Annotated in this window: 17 protein-coding genes and 1 tRNA gene; 12 read left to right on the top strand and 6 right to left on the bottom strand. The window is 44.5% G+C overall.

Annotated elements, in window-relative coordinates; translation table 11 throughout:
- Window positions 1-42: 42 nt before the first annotated feature.
- Together nifJ and AACS00_RS04220 are read left to right on the top strand one after the other, a co-directional pair.
- On the top strand, window positions 43-3,324 hold the full coding sequence (gene nifJ, locus AACS00_RS04225) for a pyruvate:ferredoxin (flavodoxin) oxidoreductase (RefSeq protein WP_072669824.1): 3,282 nt from the start codon (window positions 43-45) through the stop codon (window positions 3,322-3,324).
- A gap of 157 nt (window positions 3,325-3,481) precedes the next feature.
- A tRNA-Ser gene (locus tag AACS00_RS04220) sits at window positions 3,482-3,572 on the top strand.
- Window positions 3,573-3,858: 286 nt separating this feature from the next.
- On the opposite strand, the gene AACS00_RS04215 is transcribed toward AACS00_RS04220, so the two are convergent.
- Window positions 3,859-4,818, bottom strand: coding sequence for a transposase (locus tag AACS00_RS04215; protein WP_258306834.1), 960 nt, complete (start codon window positions 4,816-4,818; stop codon window positions 3,859-3,861).
- A gap of 174 nt (window positions 4,819-4,992) precedes the next feature.
- Here AACS00_RS04215 and AACS00_RS04210 point away from each other — a divergent pair, with 174 nt between their 5' ends.
- The 6 genes from AACS00_RS04210 (at window position 4,993) to AACS00_RS04185 (ending at window position 10,504) form a co-directional block, all read left to right on the top strand.
- Window positions 4,993-5,961, top strand: a complete 969-nt coding sequence (locus tag AACS00_RS04210) for an endonuclease/exonuclease/phosphatase family protein (RefSeq protein WP_375152937.1) — start codon at window positions 4,993-4,995, stop codon at window positions 5,959-5,961.
- 135 nt (window positions 5,962-6,096) lie between these two features.
- Window positions 6,097-6,441, top strand: a complete 345-nt coding sequence (locus tag AACS00_RS04205) for a YajD family HNH nuclease (RefSeq protein WP_072669826.1) — start codon at window positions 6,097-6,099, stop codon at window positions 6,439-6,441.
- Window positions 6,442-6,477: 36 nt separating this feature from the next.
- Complete coding sequence (locus AACS00_RS04200; protein ID WP_110166605.1) at window positions 6,478-7,074, top strand: TetR/AcrR family transcriptional regulator; 597 nt, start codon at window positions 6,478-6,480, stop codon at window positions 7,072-7,074.
- A 102-nt stretch (window positions 7,075-7,176) separates the two neighbouring features.
- On the top strand, window positions 7,177-8,214 hold the full coding sequence (locus AACS00_RS04195; protein ID WP_110166604.1) for an NADP-dependent oxidoreductase: 1,038 nt from the start codon (window positions 7,177-7,179) through the stop codon (window positions 8,212-8,214).
- Window positions 8,215-8,226: 12 nt separating this feature from the next.
- A complete protein-coding gene (locus AACS00_RS04190) occupies window positions 8,227-8,841 on the top strand; it encodes a glutathione S-transferase family protein (protein WP_110166603.1) in 615 nt (204 codons plus the stop codon).
- Window positions 8,842-9,103: 262 nt separating this feature from the next.
- Window positions 9,104-10,504 (top strand): HD-GYP domain-containing protein, encoded by a 1,401-nt coding sequence (locus AACS00_RS04185; RefSeq protein WP_110166602.1) that lies wholly within the window; start codon window positions 9,104-9,106, stop codon window positions 10,502-10,504.
- Window positions 10,505-10,513: 9 nt separating this feature from the next.
- On the opposite strand, the gene AACS00_RS04180 is transcribed toward AACS00_RS04185, so the two are convergent.
- From AACS00_RS04180 to AACS00_RS04160, 5 genes are all read right to left on the bottom strand, one after another.
- A complete protein-coding gene (locus tag AACS00_RS04180) occupies window positions 10,514-12,118 on the bottom strand; it encodes an ABC-F family ATPase (RefSeq protein ID WP_110166601.1) in 1,605 nt (534 codons plus the stop codon).
- A gap of 219 nt (window positions 12,119-12,337) precedes the next feature.
- A complete protein-coding gene (locus AACS00_RS04175) occupies window positions 12,338-14,059 on the bottom strand; it encodes a SulP family inorganic anion transporter (protein WP_110166600.1) in 1,722 nt (573 codons plus the stop codon).
- 44 nt (window positions 14,060-14,103) lie between these two features.
- Window positions 14,104-14,523, bottom strand: coding sequence for a TIGR01244 family sulfur transferase (locus AACS00_RS04170; protein WP_110166599.1), 420 nt, complete (start codon window positions 14,521-14,523; stop codon window positions 14,104-14,106).
- Between the two features lie 17 nt (window positions 14,524-14,540).
- Window positions 14,541-15,404: an MBL fold metallo-hydrolase gene (locus AACS00_RS04165; RefSeq protein WP_072669833.1), complete on the bottom strand. Its 864-nt coding sequence runs from the start codon at window positions 15,402-15,404 to the stop codon at window positions 14,541-14,543.
- Window positions 15,405-15,500: 96 nt separating this feature from the next.
- Window positions 15,501-15,977: a YqhA family protein gene (locus AACS00_RS04160; RefSeq protein ID WP_072669834.1), complete on the bottom strand. Its 477-nt coding sequence runs from the start codon at window positions 15,975-15,977 to the stop codon at window positions 15,501-15,503.
- Between the two features lie 306 nt (window positions 15,978-16,283).
- On the opposite strand from AACS00_RS04160, the gene phnD reads away from it, so the two are divergent.
- Genes phnD through phnE (AACS00_RS04140) form a run of 4 tightly spaced genes read left to right on the top strand, consistent with a single transcriptional unit; the run spans window position 16,284 to window position 19,719 of the window.
- Complete coding sequence (gene phnD / locus AACS00_RS04155; RefSeq protein ID WP_110166598.1) at window positions 16,284-17,231, top strand: phosphate/phosphite/phosphonate ABC transporter substrate-binding protein; 948 nt, start codon at window positions 16,284-16,286, stop codon at window positions 17,229-17,231.
- 60 nt (window positions 17,232-17,291) lie between these two features.
- Window positions 17,292-18,110, top strand: coding sequence for a phosphonate ABC transporter ATP-binding protein (gene phnC, locus AACS00_RS04150; RefSeq protein ID WP_110166597.1), 819 nt, complete (start codon window positions 17,292-17,294; stop codon window positions 18,108-18,110).
- Window positions 18,107-18,913, top strand: coding sequence for a phosphonate ABC transporter, permease protein PhnE (gene phnE / locus AACS00_RS04145; RefSeq protein WP_110166596.1), 807 nt, complete (start codon window positions 18,107-18,109; stop codon window positions 18,911-18,913). The genes phnC and phnE (AACS00_RS04145) overlap by 4 nt, the downstream gene beginning before the upstream one ends.
- Window positions 18,910-19,719 carry a phosphonate ABC transporter, permease protein PhnE gene (gene phnE / locus AACS00_RS04140; RefSeq protein ID WP_110166595.1) on the top strand — a complete coding sequence of 270 codons (810 nt, stop codon included), beginning with the start codon at window positions 18,910-18,912 and terminating at the stop codon, window positions 19,717-19,719. The genes phnE (AACS00_RS04145) and phnE (AACS00_RS04140) overlap by 4 nt, the downstream gene beginning before the upstream one ends.
- Window positions 19,720-19,770: the final 51 nt, after the last annotated feature.

Genomic DNA, 19,770 nt, shown 5'->3' with positions numbered 1-19,770 from the left:
CTTAAGTCACAACCATTGTGATTAACCAGAGGTTCCAGAGTGATGAATTGGATTACTGATGCGAATACCGCGGTAGCTCAAGTTGCTTACCAATTAAGTGAAGTGATCGCCGTTTACCCGATCACCCCTAGCACAACTATGGCAGAAAAATGTGAGTCATGGGCAGCACAAAAACGACCTAATCTTTTAGGGGAAGTACCTCAGCTGATTGAAATGCAATCGGAAGCAGGAACCATTGCTGTTGTACATGGCAGCGCAATGAGTGGGGCATTAGCAACAACCTTTACCTCATCACAAGGTTTATTACTGATGATACCAACCTTGTACAAACTGGTTGGTGAATTGACGCCATGCGTGATTCACGTTGCGGCGCGTGCTTTAGCTACCCATGCTTTATCGATTTTTTGTGACCATTCAGATGTGATGAGCATAAGACAAACCGGCGTTGCCATGTTATGTGCAACGGATGGCCAGCAAGCGCAAGATATGGCATTGATCGCAACGCTTTCTTCCTTGCGTTGCCGCTTGCCGTTTATTCATTTTTTTGATGGATTCATTACCTCTCATGCTCTGACCAATCTTATTGCTCTTGATGAGCAAACCATTAAGCAATTACTTTGCAGTGATGATCTACTTGCGTTTCGTCAGCGAGCGTTAACCCCTGATAGGCCAAGCCTACGCGGTGCAACCGCAGATAGTGATAGCTATTTCCAATGCCGAGAAGCGCAAAATAGCTATCATCAACAAACGCCATTTATCGTACAAAGCATCATGGATGACTTTGCCGCGCATACTGGACGACAATATCATTTAGTCAGTTATACTGGTCACCCACAAGCAACCCAGGTTATTGTGGCACTTGGTTCCGTCACCGAAACCCTGAAAAGCTATGTTGATCAACAGGTCAATCTCGGCCAGAAAGTTGGCGTGATCAGCATACATCTTTATCGCCCTTTCCCCAGTGAAGCGCTGTTAGAAGCCCTGCCAGATACTGTGCAACAAATCGCAGTGTTAGATAGAACCAAAGAGCCAGGATCGAGCGGAGAACCATTATATCTTGATGTATTACATGCATTACAAACCCTGCCTCGCTCGATTGCTTTATATCGTGGTCGATATGGGTTAGCTGGAAAACCCTTTTATCCTGAAGATGCTGAACAAATTTTTAATATGCTTTCAGCTCCTCAAGCGCAACAAAAAAGAGAATTTGTGATCGGTATTTCCGATGACAAAACAAATCTTAACTTACCCATCGCCCAATTCACTCATAATGACGATCATTTACAACAAGTGCTTATGTATGGTTATGGGGGAGATGGTAGCGTTTCCGCTGGGAAAAACGTGCTTAAGGTTTTAGGTCAACATTATCAATCGAACGTCAATGCGCAATTTGAGTACGATTCAAAAAAATCACGGAATATTACCACCACGCACTTACGTTTTTCATCACAGCCGATTCGAACGCCTTACCCAATCCGTCAAGCGCAGCTCATTTCACTGAGCCAAGAAGGGTTATTACGGGATGTAGACATCAGTACTCACCTCGCTCATCGCGCCATTTTACTGATCAATACTAATAAAACAGGCAGTGAGCTGTGGTATAAACTTCCGACGTCACTACAAGCCGTAATTCAAGCGAAACAAATTCGTGTGATCAGCCTTGATGCCGATCAACTAGTGGCACAACATCAGCTTAATAATAAAACCAGTGTGGTCATGCAGGTCGCGACTACCCTACTGTTAACCAATCAACAAGATAACCAAGCCCTGCTTACCCAACTGCGCAACCTATGTGAACAACAGTTACAAGGAAAGCCAGCCGAGCTGATTGCACAAAGTATTGCGTGTATCGAAGCCACACCAGAGAATATTAATTACAATCCTTTTGCTGCTCATGTCGCCTCTAGCTTTATCGCCCCAACGCCATGTGCTTCTGCAGAACCCTTATCGTTAGTTGAACAACTACTCGCTAGACAAGGAAATAGCTTACCAGTTTCTGCCTTTCCCGCCGATGGTTGCTGGTCAACCAACACATCACATCTCGAAAAAAGGGATATTTCCGAGCAGCTACCTGTCTGGTCGGAAGATTTATGCACTCAATGTGGTTACTGCGTCGCGATTTGTCCGCACTCAGCCATTCGAGCGAGAATTGTCGAGCCAACAGAAAGCGAAGATTTATCACCATTAAAAACCATGCCTTACCGCTCTCGTCATCAACCAGATGCTATCTATACTTTGCAAGTATCGCCGAACGATTGTACTGGCTGTCAGCTGTGCGCTAATGTTTGTCCTGGTAAAGATAAGAAAAATCCTGAACGTAAATCCTTGATGATGGTCGCCAAACCCGATTGTTATGATCAGGAGGTAGGCCGATTTGAACGCTTTGAAGCCTTACCAACACAAAATATTTATCAACAAGAACGTATTGATGTCAAAACGCTCCAACACGTTGAACCTTACTTTGAATACCCCAATGCCTGCGCAGGATGTGGTGAAACTGCCTATATCCGCACCCTAACTCAACTGTTTGGCGACAGACTGTATATTGCTAACGCAACCGGATGCTCTTCTATCTTTGGTGGTAACTTACCAACAACACCTTATAGTCAAAATGCGGATCGACGAGGGCCGGCATGGGCGAATAGCTTATTTGAAGATAATGCCGAGTTTGGTCTGGGTATGAAGCTGGCTGTCAAAGCTCTTCAATCACGAGCAGAGCATGTATTAGCCCAACAAGGGGGGACGGATAACATTCAAGCGTTGAATATTCCTGAACGTCGCCAGCAAATTCAAGCTTTGCAAAATCAGATTGAAGCACAACCTCAGCACGCTGAGTTGCATCTTCTTTTAGATTACTTAGTTGAAAAACAAGTATGGCTAATCGGCGGTGATGGCTGGGCCTACGATATTGGATTCGGTGGACTCGATCATGTACTGAGAAGTGGTGAAAATATCAACATATTAGTGCTTGATACTCAATGCTACGCCAATACTGGGGGACAAAAGTCTAAATCAACCCCACAAGGCCAAACGGCGAAATTATGCAGCGAGCCTAATCCAAATCCAGCGAAAGATTTAATTGAGCTTTACCGCCATGTCCCCGGTGTTTATGTGGCTAGAATTGCACTAGCGGCTAATATGAATCACACCATTAAGACCTTAAAAGCCGCGGGTGAACACCAAGGTCCATCTTTAGTGATCGCATACTCACCCTGTATTGAACACAATTATGACTTAGCACACAGCGCCGAGTTTACTCGCAACTTAGTTAAAAGTGGCGACTGGCCACTCTATGCCGAAGTCGGAGGAAAAGTTACTGAATAACAGCGATAAAACTCAAACCAGCTAGCATAAATATCACTTTACTGGTTGGTTTGAGCCACTTAAGGAAATAAAAACTCCTTTTTTGCTCGTATTTTATTCACTTGAAATCAAAGGGACTTTACAAGCACGAAGAAGCCTTATATCATTCCCGCCACACGGAGAGATGGCTGAGTGGTTGAAAGCACCGGTCTTGAAAACCGGCGATGGTTAATAGCTATCCTAGGGTTCAAATCCCTATCTCTCCGCCACATTCTAAGCCCCTGAGTAATCAGGGGCTTTTTCGTATCTATCTCCCAACGATTCCCTTATCAAGGACACACACCTTAATCTCAAGCTTAAAAGACATACACTTATAAATCATCCGATAACGCTGTGATCCATTTAAAAACTAACCTTGATGTGAAATTCAGAAACTGCCTTACTTAGATTTAAAAGTAAAACATCAAATAGTTGAGTGATTTTAATATGAGGAACTACCGCAAGCACAATGGCCGACCGGTATTTTATAATGAGAGTGGAAGGTGTCCGTGCTGCTTATTCCAACAGGTAAAGCTGTACTTTATGTTTATTAAACGCCACTTTCGCTATTGCCGCTTGCTGCCGAGTACCAATAGCTGTCGCACGCGACTTCTCTAGACCAGTGCAGATTTTTAGCCAATCCCTTGAATTAAAACTTAACCGTAACAGAATATTAGGCATTTTATCACTCAAAGACATTTTCCCATCTCGAAATTGGCGAGCGGTCCAGTCAACCAACTCTAAGTAATCCATTAGACGAAAAGGGATCTCCTCTTTAGGCTCATTAGCTGGATTACCAATAAACGGATGCAAACAAGGCGCTGTCACTACATTATTATTTAGCGCATCTATTCGGGCTTTTAGCGAAGTAAATTCACTGCGTTCTGGGATATTGGTAATCCCCGCTCGAATAGGGTTTAAATCGACATAAGCCATTGCCGCAACCAGTGCTTTTTCATCCAATAACGCTTGGCTTTTAAAGCGGCTCTCCCAGAAATGCCCGGTACAATTATCTTCTCGATTAGCTTGACAAGCGATATCGTAATTAAGCTCTTTCATAAACCAACTTAAGCTCGATAACCTTGCTCGCCAAACTTCAATTAATTCAATGCAGCGTCTTTCTTCTATCTGACCAGTCAGCTGCTTATTTTTCCAGCGTTGGATGAGTACTGGCAGTTTATGGATTTGACTCCAACGCTCAACAACTTGATGAAGTGTAAGCTTTAACGCCTTTTCTTGATTAATGTTAACCACTAAGTGGTAGTGATTACTCATGATTGCGTACGCACAAATATCAATGCAATACACATGGGTTAATGCATAAATTTTTTGTTCTATCCATTCTCTACGATGTTCGTAACAGCGATTAGTGATAATATCTTTCCCACATAAAAAGCTGCGCCTAACACAGCGAGAAACACAGTGATAATAAGAGGTCACATCTGTAGAAACGAGTTGTTGCCTGGCCGTGGTCAAAGTCATGTCTCCTATCTTGCTTGGAGAAACCTTAACAACAAATGGTCAATAAATGTGCTAGCGTGCTACCAAAAAACTAGAAATCATACTTTTTCCATACTTTTGGTGTGTGTCCTTTTAAAAGGGGTATTGTGTCCTTTTAAAAGGAGTATAAGATCAGGTTAGATGCGATCGATGGGAAAACTTATGACGATAACCTTGGCTACGATTAACCTATTTAACTACTTAGAACCACCCAACGCGTTTTATCAATTTGATAATATTTATTCTCATGAACAATGGCAGAGAAAAAACGCTTGGTTTACCACAAAAATTCAGCAATTAAATGCCGATGTGATTGGTTTTCAAGAAGTCTTTAGCTTTGCAGCGCTGCGCCAACAAATGAATGCGTTGGGTTACCCGCACGTAGTGTGTGTCGACAGCCCGATCATTGAGGATGGGTACATTTATCGCCACCCGGTGGTTGCGCTTGCTTCTCGCTATCCGTTAACTCAAGTAAGTCCATTACAAGCTTTTTTACCTGAGCAAAAACAAGCGTTCAGTTTTCATCGTATTCCTCTGCACGCGACGATTGAAGTCCCAAAAATTGGGGCTATCGATGTCTATGTCGTGCACTTTAAATCTCAGCGCGCCACAGAAGCAGCCCAAACACCGAACAATCTCGTAGAAGAATGGCAACAAGAAACCCTTGGTCGTTGGTTATCTACCGTGCAACGTGGTTTTGAGGTGAATTTAACCCATCAATACATTGTGCATACACGTCAGAACACTCAACGTCCATTTGTATTGATGGGAGATTTTAATAAATCTTTGCATCATGAAGAGTTTCAAGGGCTGATGTCTCAAGCCTTGTATCGTAAGCCTGAGACACAAGAACCGTTGAGTGATTATGTGTTTTATGATAGCTGGGATATTTATAGCAAGGGCAGCGAGCAAACACGCCAAGCCACGCACTACGCTGGCGCTAGCGGATCTGTGCTCGACTACATTCTGCTTTCTGCTGATTTTTCCCCTTTCGCTTCGAGCTATAAAGGCCATGTCAGCCACTACACGGTTTTCGATCAGCACCTGATTAATCCAAGCTTTGCCGATGACAGCTTCAGTACCGATCATGCTTTAGTCGCGGTCACCATCACGGTTTAATCGTTACTCAATAGCGTTCTACCAAACCGGTATGACTGACAACGCTACCTCCAGAAAAATCTCACACAAGCTTTGCTCTGCGCCCGCTTTTGGTCTTTAATATCGCCAGACTCAAACTAAAAATAGGAAAGCAATATGTCGTCAGATTTTTACGGCACCAGTGCCAATTACGCACGTAAAGAAAGTGGTTACCGAGAAAAAGCGCTCAAACTATATCCGTGGGTGTGTGGTAAATGCGCTCGGGAATTTGTGTACTCCAATTTACGTGAGTTAACCGTGCACCATAAAGATCATGATCACACCAATAATCCCGAAGATGGCAGCAATTGGGAACTACTTTGTTTATATTGCCATGATCATGAGCATTCAAAGTATCTCGAACATGAACGTTACGGCGTTGAGTCAACGGCTAAGCTTGATGAGCACCAAAGCGCGACTTACAACCCGTTTGCTGATTTAGCTAAAATGATGAAGAAATAACTAGACGACTGGTCTAGTTATTTCTATAGTGTCGTCATGAACACGAAAACCAATGATACTCGCCAACATATTTTAGATGTCGGCTACCAACTGGTAGTGAGTAAAGGCTTTACCAATGTTGGCTTATCCGAATTGTTAAAAACCGCCGATGTACCAAAAGGCTCGTTTTATCATTACTTTAAATCGAAAGAGCAATTTGGCGAGGCATTAATCAATGATTACTTTGCTGATTACTCACAGCGAATTCATGCCCTATTTGCCGACCAACACGGCACCGCTTACCAGCGATTAATGCGTTATTGGCAATACTGGTATGAGCAAAGTGAAGGTCAGTGTCATGCGCAGCGTTGTTTAGTGGTCAAGTTAAGTGCTGAAGTCGCCGATCTTTCTGATGCGATGCGCATCGCACTATTGAATGGGGCGAATGCCATTATCCGTGCGATTGCTCAATGTATTGAGCAAGGGGTCAATGAAGGCTCAATTGACGTTCAGCACAGCCAACTAACCGCTGAGCTACTGTATAATTTGTGGATTGGCGCTAGCCTACTGAGCAAACTACGCCAAGATAATCAAGGACTTGCCCAAGCGCTACTCACTACTCGGCAAATTTTACAAGGTAAACCCGCGAGCTAAATAATAACGCTCGCCTAATGATAAAGTACCGCTATTTCGATAGCGGTTTTTTACCCACTCACATTAGACGACCGGTCTAATTTGACAACTGGAATTTGATGTATGACGCAAACAATCAACCGCCAAATCGTACTCGCTTCTCGGCCACATGGTGCTCCAACAGACAGCAACTTTCGTTTACAACACGTGGCCAAACCAACACCAGCGCAAGGTGAAGTATTACTGCGCACCATTTACCTTTCTCTCGATCCTTATATGCGTGGACGCATGAGCGATGCTAAGTCTTATGCCCAACCTGTTGCGATTGATGATGTGATGGTCGGTGGCACTGTGTGCCAGATTGAAGCTTCTCATCACCCAGATTTTACTGTTGGTGAGTGGGTACTTGCTTATACCGGATGGCAAGACTATGCCATTTCAAATGGTGAAGGCTTATTGAAACTCGGTAATGCCCCGAAAACGCCTTCTTACGCATTAGGCGTGATGGGGATGCCTGGTTTTACTGCTTACATGGGACTGCTGGATATTGGTCAGCCTAAAGCAGGAGAAACCTTGGTTGTCGCCGCAGCAACGGGACCGGTTGGCGCAACCGTTGGCCAAATTGGCAAAATTAAAGGTTGCCGGGTAGTAGGCATTGCAGGAGGAGCAGAAAAATGCCGCTATGCCAAACAAGTTCTAGGATTTGATGAGTGCCTTGATCATAAAGCGGATGATTTTGCTCAACAGCTCAGCCAAGTATGCCCACAAGGCATCGATGTTTACTATGAAAATGTCGGCGGTAAAGTCTTTGATGCAGTTCTGCCGCTGCTAAATACTTCAGCTCGTGTGCCTGTCTGTGGCTTGGTTTCTCAATATAACGCGACTGCCTTACCCGCTGGCCCTGATCGCCTCCCCTTACTGATGGCGACTTTACTGACTAAACGCATTCGCATGCAAGGCTTTATCATCTTTGATGATTATGGCGATCGTTATAGCGAATTTGCTCACCAAATGAACCAATGGCTCAAGGAAGGAAAAATCCAATACCGCGAGCAAATCATCACTGGATTAGACAATGCGCCACAAACTTTTATCGGTTTATTGGAAGGTAAAAACTTTGGCAAAGTCGTCATTGAAGTCAATCAACCACTTTCAATCTAAAAGGAATTGCTCATGATCACCCTGCACCATCTTAATCAATCACGCTCAAAGCGTATTATTTGGTTACTGGAAGAATTGAGACTCGACTATCAAATTGTCGCTTATCAACGGGATAAATCTACTTTTCTCGCACCACCGGAACTAAAAACTGTACACCCTCTCGGTAAATCTCCGGTGCTTGAAGATGATGGGTTGATCGTCACCGAATCGGCTGCCATCACCGATTATTTAATTGAAAAATACGGCCAACAATTTGCCCCGCAACGTGGCAGTATTGATTACGTTAACTATCAACAATGGCTACATTTTGCTGAAAGTTCTGCAATTTTACCGTTATTACTACAAATGTTTGTCGCCAAAGATGGTTGCCAGACCAACTTTTTAAAAGGCTATGCTGATCACGAAGCGGCGCAAGTGATGGGCTATTTTGACCAATCTTTAGCAGGTAAAACCTATTTAGTTGCCGAGCGGCTTACCGGAGCCGATATTATGATGTCGTTTATTGCAGAATTATTAGTAAAAGATGGTGTGATCGACAACTATCCCAATATCGCGCGTTATTTACGCCAGCTAGCTACTCATCCAGCTTATCAAAAAGCCAATCAAATTGAAGCGCAACATGCTTAGTGCAACATTAAGGTTCCACATTGCACAATATATCGCCAAACCACTTGCCGTTGCAGGTAAGTGGTAAGTGAGATTACCCCCAATGGCATAGACAAACGGTGCCATTGGGGTAAACGAACTCAGCCAACATAGCAGCATCTCAAAGTAAGAAGGAGATAGATTCATACTGTGTTATTGACTGATAGTCGCTAATTTAACGCCTATCCTGTCGCCAATAGACTAAACTAGAACTATCCATAGTGACCATTAAGAAGCGCCATTGATGCAGAACGAATCGATTTTAAAGCATCACACCACACCATTTTATCCCGAGACTCAGATACCACTTTCGGAATTAATGTTGGCATTAACTACCGCGCTAGATATGACGGAAGGACAGCCACCAGAGCATTGTATTCGTTGCTGCTGGATTGGTATGCATATAGGTCAAGCCATTGGCCTAGATGAGAGGCAACGCCACGATCTGTTTTTTACCTTATTACTCAAAGATGCGGGCTGTAGTAGTAACGCGGCACGTATTTGTGAATTGTACATGACTGATGATCGTACATTTAAACGTAATTACAAAACCATCGGCACCAGTTTATCCAGCGCGATAAACTTTGTCATCAGGCATGCCGGCGCTGGGCAAAGTTGGGTCGAAAGGATCAGCACCACACTGGATATTTTGAAAAATGGCGGAGATTACGCCCAAGAGTTAATTCAAACCCGCTGCACGCGAGGGGCGGATATTGCTCGTGAGCTACGCTTTTCTGAGCCCGTTGCACAAGGCATACACAGTTTAGATGAACATTGGGATGGCAGTGGAAAGCCCGAGCAGTTACAACAAGATCAAATCCCACTTTACTCCCGTATTGCCCTGCTCTCTCAAGTCGTGGACGTATTTCAATACCAACACAATCTCGCCGCAGCTTTACAAGAAGTGCAATCACGCAGTGGTCAATGGTTTGATCCAACGTTAGTGGATACCCTACTCTCCATTGCTCAAACCCAATCCTTTATTGATGGTCTAAAAGCACAAGATATACGTCAAAGAGTCATGGCAATGGCTCCAGCCCAAGCGAATATTTATCTCGATGATGACTATTTCGATGACATCGTCAGTGCCTTTGGCAAGATTGTGGATGCGAAAAGTCCCTATACCGCTGATCACAGCCAGCGCGTAGCGATATATACGGATTTGATCGCCGAGCAGCTAGGTATTGACCTTCTCCAACGCCGTTGGCTAAAACGCGCGGCTTTGCTGCATGACTTGGGAAAACTGGGAGTCAGCAATACTATTTTAGACAAGCCCGGCAAGCTCAACGAGCAGGAATGGGAAGCGGTTAAAGCTCATGCTTCACTTACCGAACAAATCTTACTTAATATCTCAGCGTTTCGCTCTCTGGCAACTATTTCAGCCGCTCATCATGAGAGACTGGATGGAACGGGCTATCCGCGACAATTAGCAGGTGAAGAGATTTCACTAATGACTCGGATCATCACTACCGCTGATATCTTCGATGCGATTACCGCAGAAAGACCATATCGCGGCGCGATTCCTATCCCTCAGGCGCTGCAAATAATGCAAGAGAACCTGCACACCGCTATTGATGTAGATTGCTTTAATGCATTAACGATTGCGATTCAAAAATTACCTGAATGGCAATCAAGTGAGCATTAACAAGACAATCTAGGCGGCGCTGAGGAGTTTCTCTTGGTGAGCAAGATACTCATCATAAGTGCCTTGAAACACCTGTAGCCGTTTATCTTTGATCTCAATAATCGATGTCGCCAGCGAAGATACAAACTCTCGGTCATGGCTAACAAAAATCAACGTGCCTTTATAGCCTTTTAATGCTGTGTTTAGCGCTTCAATCGCTTCCATATCCATGTGGTTAGTGGGTTCATCCATCACCAAAACGTTAACGTCTAACATCATCAATTTACCAAACATTAAGCGTTTTTTTTCTCCACCGGAGCAGCTTTTGGCTTTTTTGTTGGCATCATCAGCACTAAACAGCAAACGCCCCAAAATACCACGCACAATTAGATCATCATGCTTTGCGGTGCGCCATTGTGAAATCCACTCAAAGACGGTTAAATCGTTATCAAAATCAGCGGTATTGTCTTGAGGACAATAACCGATGGAGGCATTTTCTGACCATTTCACTACGCCTTGCGTTTGAGCCAATTCACCGACTAAACAGCGCAATAAAGTACTTTTACCGACACCATTTTCACCGATCACCGCCAAACGAGTACCCGCTTCTAACAACAAATTACCTTGCTCAAATAAGGGGCCCTCATCAAAAGCATGGGCTAGCTCTTGTAACTCAAGGGCTTGACGATGTAATTTTTTCCCTTCACCAAAGGTAATATGTGGACTCACTCGGCTACTTGATTTCACTTCATCAAGTTTGATTTTATCCATTTTCTTGGCGCGAGAACTGGCCTGCTTAGCTTTAGAAGCATTGGCACCAAAACGGTTAACGAAATCTTGTAACTCATTCAACTCAGCGGTTTTTTTAGCATTCCCCGCTAACAGTTGCTCACGAATCAAGCTTGATGCTTCTAAAAAGTAATCATAATTACCCGGATAAATGCGTAGCTCACCATAGTCAATATCAGCCATGTGGGTACAGACGGCATTAAGAAAATGGCGATCGTGAGAGATGATGATCATGGTACATTTACGCTGCTGCAACTCTTCTGCTAACCAGTTAATGGTGTGAATGTCCAAGTTGTTGGTCGGCTCATCAAGCAATAAAATATCGGGGTTAGCAAACAGAGCTTGCGCTAATAAAACACGCAGTTTCCAACCTGGGGCGACTTGTTGCATCAAACCAAAATGCAGCGATTCTTCAATACCGGCTTGCAGTAAAATATCCCCCGCGCGACTTTCCGCGGTATAGCCATCCATCTCGGCAAATTCGCTTTCTAGCTCAGCCACCGCCATGCCATCGGCTTCACTCATTTCCGGTAATGCGTAAATACGCTCACGCTCTTGTTTTATTTCCCACAGCTTACGATCGCCCATGATCACGGTATCAATCACGCTAAATTGCTCAAAAGCAAATTGGTCTTGACTCAGAACGCCGAGCTTTAGGCCAGGTGTCATCGAAACGTTACCAGAGCTTGGTGTCAGCGCGCCACTGAGGATCTTCATGAAAGTCGACTTACCACATCCGTTCGCACCGATTAACCCGTAACGGTTACCGTTGCCAAATTTAGCAGAAATATTTTCAAATAAGGGTTCGGCACCAAATTGCATGGTGATGTTGGCAGTAGAGATCAAAGAAGTCTTCCTAGGTATGAATATGAATGAACCGTTGGGGTGACAACCGCTAAGAGCCACACGCCAATCAATAGATATTGATCCCCTAAACATGGCCCGATACCAAGCTGGCTATCGGTGAACGTTATCAGGGTATAGATAGGCGGCGAATTATACAGATTTATACCGCGAATGATAGATATGAGAGATTAATCACAGAAGTATTCCCATGGCGTAGCGTTAAATTCGCCAATCCTCATCCGGATGCTCTGCTTGAGTTAAGTGGCTAAAAGCTTGAAATTGGCTGATAAAGATTTGACCAGTGAAATGTTCTAAAAACGTTGAACGTCGCATCTCATCCATCACTGGTCCTTTCACTTCAGACAAATGCATGGTAATACCCGATTGAGCAACACGCTCTGCGATCAAATGTAAACTTTCTAAGGCACTGCTATCGATACGATTAACGCCAGACAGCATCAACACCAAATGCTGGGTTTCAGGGTAGCTGGCTAAATACTCCGGTATTTTATCTTCTAAATAACGGGCATTGGCAAAATATAAGCTTTCATCGATGCGTAAAGTTAACACCGTTTTGCTCTGTTTAACTTGAAAACGCTGCACATTACGAAAATGTTCACTCCCTTCGATTAATCCAACCACCGCGATGTGTGGCTGACTGGTTCTCCATAAAAAAATCACTAATGAGAGTAACACACCGATAATGATCCCCCATTCAATATTGATAAAGAGCACTCCAGCAATGGTACTTAGCATGACCACGCCATCGCTTTTTGCCGCGCGCCAAGTGGTAAAAATGGCTTTAATATCAATCAAAGCCGATACAGCAACAATAATAATCGCCGCCAAAACCGCGTGAGGGAGATAGCTAAACAGTGGGGTGAAATACAGTACAGTGATGCCGATCCCTATCGCGGTCAACATGCTCGCCAATGGTGTTTCCGCTCCCGCATCATAGTTAACCACTGAACGAGAAAGTCCCCCCGTAACCGGAAACCCGCCCTGTATCGCAGAGGCAATATTCGCCCCACCCAAAGCGATGAGCTCTTGATTTGGTTCAATTCGTTGACGTCTTTTCGCCGCTAACGTTTGCCCAACCGACGCTGACTCAACAAATCCCACCACGCTGATCAGCAGCGCTGCTGGCAACAGTTGAACCACTAAGTTGGCTTCAAACACCGGCATCACGAAACTTGGCAACCCCGTCGGGATAGCACCAACCACACTCACCCCTTGAGTATGGTGTGGAAAGTAATGAATGATCAATATGCTCGCGACCATGACCATCACCGGCAGTAATTTACTGATATGGCCCGCCCACGATGCAGAGCAACCAAGGTTTTGTAACACAGAGGCAAAATAACGTCGGCCAAGCAGCAATAGAACTAAGCTCCCCAGCCCCATCCATAAGGTAGGATAGTGCACCGCAGCCAGTACTTCAGCGAGCGAGTCAGACGCCGCTGATAAGCCCAGTAACTTAGGTAATTGCCCCCAAATAATCACAACGCCAGAGGCGGTCATAAAACCAGAGAGTACCGAGTGACTTAAAAACGTCGTTAAAAAGCCTAAGCGAAACACCGCCATGATTAAGAGCATCAGCCCAGATAAAAACGCCAGCGTCGCCGCAGCAGTTACATAAGCGTGTGTCCCAACATCATGTAAGGGTGCAATCGCTTCTGCGGTCATTAACGAAATCACCGCAACGGGGCCAACAGCCAACGTTTTACTGGTTCCTAATAGAGTGTAAGCCACCAGAGGTAAAATACTGGCATATAAGCCATAAACTGGAGGTAAACCAGCCACAATCGCATAAGCTAAACTTTGTGGCACCAGCATCAAGGTGACAATGATAGCCGCCACTCCGTCTTTGCTGGCAGCCTGGCGAGTGTATGCCGGCAACCAAGTCACTATGGGCAGATATTGACGCCAAGCAGGCTTCATTGGCTGATTCCTATTTACTTTAATTTCACTCACCGCACTTGAGCTTAACGCTGAGCAAATCGTTCGCCGAGACCATCAAGCTTAAAGCCTTGCTTGGTAGCAATCTTCAGACGCTCACTGAACATCGCGCTATCTTGACTTGCCAGTGACCACAACATACTAGAACGGGTTCCGGTACGACAAAAGGCCAAAATAGGTTGAGGAAGAGTCTGTAACAATTCGCCAAATTGATGGATCTGAGCTTCGCTAATTTGGCCACCCACCACGGGTAAATGAACATAAGCTAAACCAAGCTGCTCAGCATGTTGTTTAATCGCTTGATTTAATGGCTGGCCACTTTCCTCGCCATCAGGCCGATTATTGATCACCGATTTAAAACCTAAACCAGCGATCTGTTCGATATCACTAGGCTCAATTTGCGGCGCAACAGTCAGTTGTGGAGTTAATCTAATCAATGTCAACATCAGGCTATCCTTGTTAGTTAAACTTTATTAAGCGGAATTTTTAGATACTGAACACCATTGTCTTCAGCCGGCGGTAATACGCCAGCACGCATATTGACCTGAACTGAGGGTAAGATCAAAGTCGGCATCGATAAAGTCGCATCTCGAGCTTGACGCATGGCTACGAACGCCGCTTCTTCCACACCATGACCCACATGAATATTATGCATACGCTCTTCACCAATCGTGGTTTGAAACAGATACTCTTCTCTTCCCGGCGCTTTATAGTCATGGCACATAAATACACGCGTTTCATCGGCTAAAGTGAACAGTTTTTGAATGGAGTGATAAAGCGTTTTCGCATCTCCGCCCGGAAAATCACAACGCGCGGTACCGTAATCAGGCATAAACAGCGTATCACCAACAAAAGCACTGTCACCAATCAGGTAAGTCATACACGCTGGTGTGTGTCCCGGAGTATGAATCGCTTTAGCCTGAAGGTTGCCTACCGTAAATGACTCTTGATCGGTAAATAAATGATCAAACTGGCTACCGTCCACCGCAAAATCGCTTTCTGCGTTAAACAGCTTTCCAAAGGTATCTTGCACCACAGTAATATGCTGACCTATCGCCAGTTTACCGCCCAGTCTTTGCTTGAGGTAGGGCGCAGCACTTAGGTGATCGGCATGGACATGGGTTTCTAAAATCCACTCCACCGATAAACCTTGTTGTTCAACAAAGGCGACCAGTTTATCAGCAGACTCATAAGATGTTCTGCCTGACGCTGGTTGATAATCAAGCACCGAGTCGATGATTGCACATTTTGATGTACTAGGGTCAACCACGACATAACTATAAGTGAACGTGTTAGCGTCAAAAAATTCATGTACATTTGGTTTCATTACTGCCACCTCGACAAAATTAGTGAAAGCTTATTTAGTTTATACTAATTCAATGATTGGTTTTTTGCCAGTAAAACGAGTGAAATTTAATCCACTTTATTTCATCGATTTCCATGCCCAAATGGCTGCAGCTATCACCATACTCATCCCGCCACCTAGATACAGCGTTTCAATACTGGCTCCCACTTCCACTAAATGCTCTAGGAAAAGAATGATCATGATCACAACCGCGACTTGCAATAAAGTGATTTTTAAATCGTGAAAATTTCTAATCGCGAGGGCAGAAAGAAATGGGCTTGCCTCTAAGGCTGATGGACGAATAAAAAGACGGTATAAACTGGCAGCAATAATTTGAAAGGTAATCGCAATCAGTGAGATGTCTAAGACTTTAAGTAACCTTACCGCCAACATTTTTCCTTGAGTAACGCCAGATGGAATCCCACCCCACAAGTTACTAACGATGCTGAACATGATGGAGAGGACAACGAGATATAAAATCACCGCAGCAACAAAGCTAGTCACGATAACCGCTAACACTAAAAATCGACTACTACCAAATAAACGATCCATCATAATGATTACTCTTTTTAACCGAAAAATAAGCAGCTCAGGTACATAAAACCGCTGTTTTTAAACTTACTTTGATAAGCAACTTATAATCTATCATAGCTGATCGCTCGATGGGCAAAGCCAATGACGACCTTTGTGAGCATCTCAGCATCCCCCATCAAAAGTAAGCGCAGATCCATTGTTTTATTGATTGTTCATCACCAAGAATAATGATTGTCATCAAGCCTTAACGATGTATTCACATAAAAGTCATCTTGACCTTCTACCGTGTACGGACTTGTTTAAGGATGACAACCTGAGGTTTTATCAATGAAACTGCTAGCTCAATGCGTTGCACTGGCGTTAATCGCCACACCACTTGCTCACGCACAATTCTCACTCGACTCACGTTATAAAGATAATGATGGCGATCTGGTTGCAGATATTCCCACTAATCCATCAGCATGGATAAACCCATCAACTCTGATTTTTGCTTATACGCCTGTCGAAGACCCTGCGGTTTACGCGGATGTCTGGAAACCATTTTTAGACCATATGGCGAAAATAACAGGTAAACGTGTCCAGTTTTTCCCGGTCAATTCTAACGCAGCGCAGATTGAAGCCATGCGTTCAGGACGTTTACACATCGCTGGGTTTAACACAGGTTCAAACCCATTAGCGGTAGCGTGTGCAGGTTTTCGTCCTTTTGCGATGATGGCCAGAGAAGACGGCAGCTACGGTTATGAAATGGAAATTATTACCTACCCAAGCTCTGGAATTGAAAAGATTGAAGATCTGCGTGGTCGCACCTTGGCATTTACTGCAGAAACCTCTAACTCGGGATTTAAAGCGCCACAAGCGCTACTTGAAGCGAGTTACCAATTAACCGCAGGCAAAGATTATACCCCCGCCTTCTCGGGCGCTCACGATAACTCCATTTTAGGCGTGGTTAACCGCGACTACGATGCCGCTGCCATTGCCAATTCTGTTGCCAAGCGCATGGTCGCAAGAAACGTGATTAACCCAGACAGCTATAACACGATCTTTAAATCCGATAGCTTCCCTACCACAGGTTATGGCGTGGTGTACAACCTACACCCTGATTTACAAGAAAAAATCCGCCAAGCCTTTTTCAGTTTTGATTGGAAAGGTACAGCGATGGAAAAAGAATTCTCTCAGTCGGGTGAAGCACAGTTTATTCCTATTACCTTCAAAGAACACTGGTCTGTAGTACGTGAAATCGATCAAGCCATGGGTGTTCAATACACCTGTCGTTAACCCTTAAACGCAAGATGATACTGATTCATCTTGCGTTTTTTATTATCAAGGAGTGGATTCATGTTGACCATCAATGGATTAAGCAAAACTTATCAAACGGGCGATAAGGCCCTCAATAACGTTTCATTTAGTGTTCCCAAAGGACAAGTTGTTGGCTTAATTGGCCCTTCTGGGGCAGGAAAATCAACCTTAATTCGCTGTATCAACCGTTTAGTCGAACCTAGTGATGGGGAAATTACCCTAAATAATTTAACGGTCAATCAGCTTTCTCAAACTCAGTTACGACAAGCCCGACGCAAAATTGGCATGATATTTCAAGAATATGCCCTCGTGGATCGCTTAACGGTGATGGAGAACGTCCTTTCAGGGCGATTAGGTTATGTTTCGTTTTGGCGTAGTTTTTGGCGGCAATATCCGGGGCAAGACATTAGCAACGCTTATCGTCTACTGGACCGCGTTGGCTTACTTCAACATGCTGACAAAAGAGCCGATGCATTATCTGGCGGACAACGCCAACGGGTAGGTATTGCTCGTGCTCTAGCTCAAGATCCAGAACTGCTCTTGATTGACGAGCCAACCGCTAGCTTAGACCCTAAAACCAGTCGCCAAATCATGCGCTTATTGGTTGAAATGTGTAATGAGCGTGGCTTACCTGCGATTATTAATATTCACGATGTCGTCCTCGCCCAGCAGTTTACCGACCGAATTATTGGTTTGAAAGCGGGTGAAGTCGTGTTTGATGGCTCTCCACAGCAACTGACCGAACAAGTATTAACCCAAATTTATGGTGAAGAAGACTGGACGAGTATGCGCCAACCTGAATCCAATCAAGACTCAGAGTTAATCGCCAGTACCGATCCTCAATTGGTGAACGCATGAGTAAAACCGCTTATCCCGAACAGTGGCGAAAGCCACCACAAATCATTAAAAACAGCGTTTGGCGATGGACTTTAAGTATTCTTTGCTTGGCCTACTTATGGATAGCTATCGGCAGTGTGGATATAAACTGGCTTCGCATTTACGAAGGATTAGAGCGAGCGCAACGCTTTATTGCTGGCTTTTTGCAGCCTGATTTCTCTACTCGCTGGCGAGATATTTCCGCTGGTATGATCGAAAGTTTAACCATGACTTTAACTTCCACTGTGGTAGGTATTGCTTTAGCGATTCCAGTGGGTCTTGGAGCGGCTCGAAACTTAAGCCCAACTTGGGTTTATATGATATGTCGCGCTTTTATTGCCCTTAGCCGTTCTTTGCAAGAAATCATCGTTGCGATCTTTTTCGTCGCTTTATTTGGCTTTGGTGCTTTTGCGGGTTTTTTGACCTTAACTTTCGCTACGATTGGTTTTATCGGTAAATTGCTGGCCGAAGAAATAGAAGGAATAGATCCGACACCGATCGAAGCAATCCAAGCTACTGGAGCCTCTTGGCTACAGCGAGTGAATTACGCTATTCAGCCGCAGGTGTTACCGCGTCTACTTGGGTTGTGCTTATACCGACTCGATATTAACTTTCGTGAGAGTGCCGTAATCGGAATTGTTGGGGCCGGTGGCATTGGCGCAACACTCAATACCTCTCTCTCGCGCTACGAATATGACAGTGCTGGCGCCATTCTCTTACTGATTATTACGATTGTGATGCTCAGTGAATATGCTTCTGGCTATCTACGGAAATACGTGAAATGAACCCTCTCAACTCAAGCCTAACTTGGCAATATTGTACGCCAAAGACTCAATTATTACTTTGGGTGGGTTGGATGTTACTGCTGGCTTTGTTTATTTATTGCTGGAATATCATGACAGAACATACCATGTGGGTGTTTGTCTACGATGCTCCTCAAGCCGCTGCTGATTTATTAGACAGAGCCTTTCCTCCCCGTTGGTCTTATATGGAGCGTTTGTGGTTGCCATTATGGGACACGCTCAATATGGCAACCCTAGGTACCTTATTGGGTGTCATTTTGGCTACACCACTGGCATTTTTGGCCGCCAGCAATACCACGCCCTCTAGAGTATTAGTGAGGCCGATCGCGTTGTTTATCATCGTCGCTTCCCGCTCAATTAACTCTTTGATCTGGGCATTGCTACTGGTTTCGATTCTTGGTCCTGGTTTACTGGCTGGTATTTTGGCCATAGCACTACGCTCAATCGGTTTTGTTGGTAAATTATTGTATGAAGCGATTGAAGAAACCGACCTCACTCAAGTTGAGGCCATTACGTCCACTGGAGCAAGTCGATCTCAAGTATTAAATTATGCGATTGTGCCGCAAGTTCTACCGACATTCTTTGGGATTAGTGTTTTTCGTTGGGATATTAATATCCGCGAAAGTGCGATCTTAGGTTTAGTTGGAGCGGGTGGCATCGGTATGCAATTGCAATCGAGTTTAAATGTCCTCGCTTGGCCTCAAGTCACCTTGATTATTTTAGTCGTCTTGGCAACGGTAGTCGTGAGTGAATGGATCTCTGCCAAGGTTCGTCAAGCAGTGATTTAACGTGGTTGGCTCTTAATATTCAACGTTAGGGCAATAAAAAAGTGGAGAGTT

The sequence above is a fragment of the Vibrio sp. 11986-1-5 genome (assembly GCF_963878025.1).
GTDB lineage: Bacteria > Pseudomonadota > Gammaproteobacteria > Enterobacterales > Vibrionaceae > Vibrio > Vibrio injensis.
This window is presented reverse-complemented; position numbering and strand designations above follow the sequence as displayed.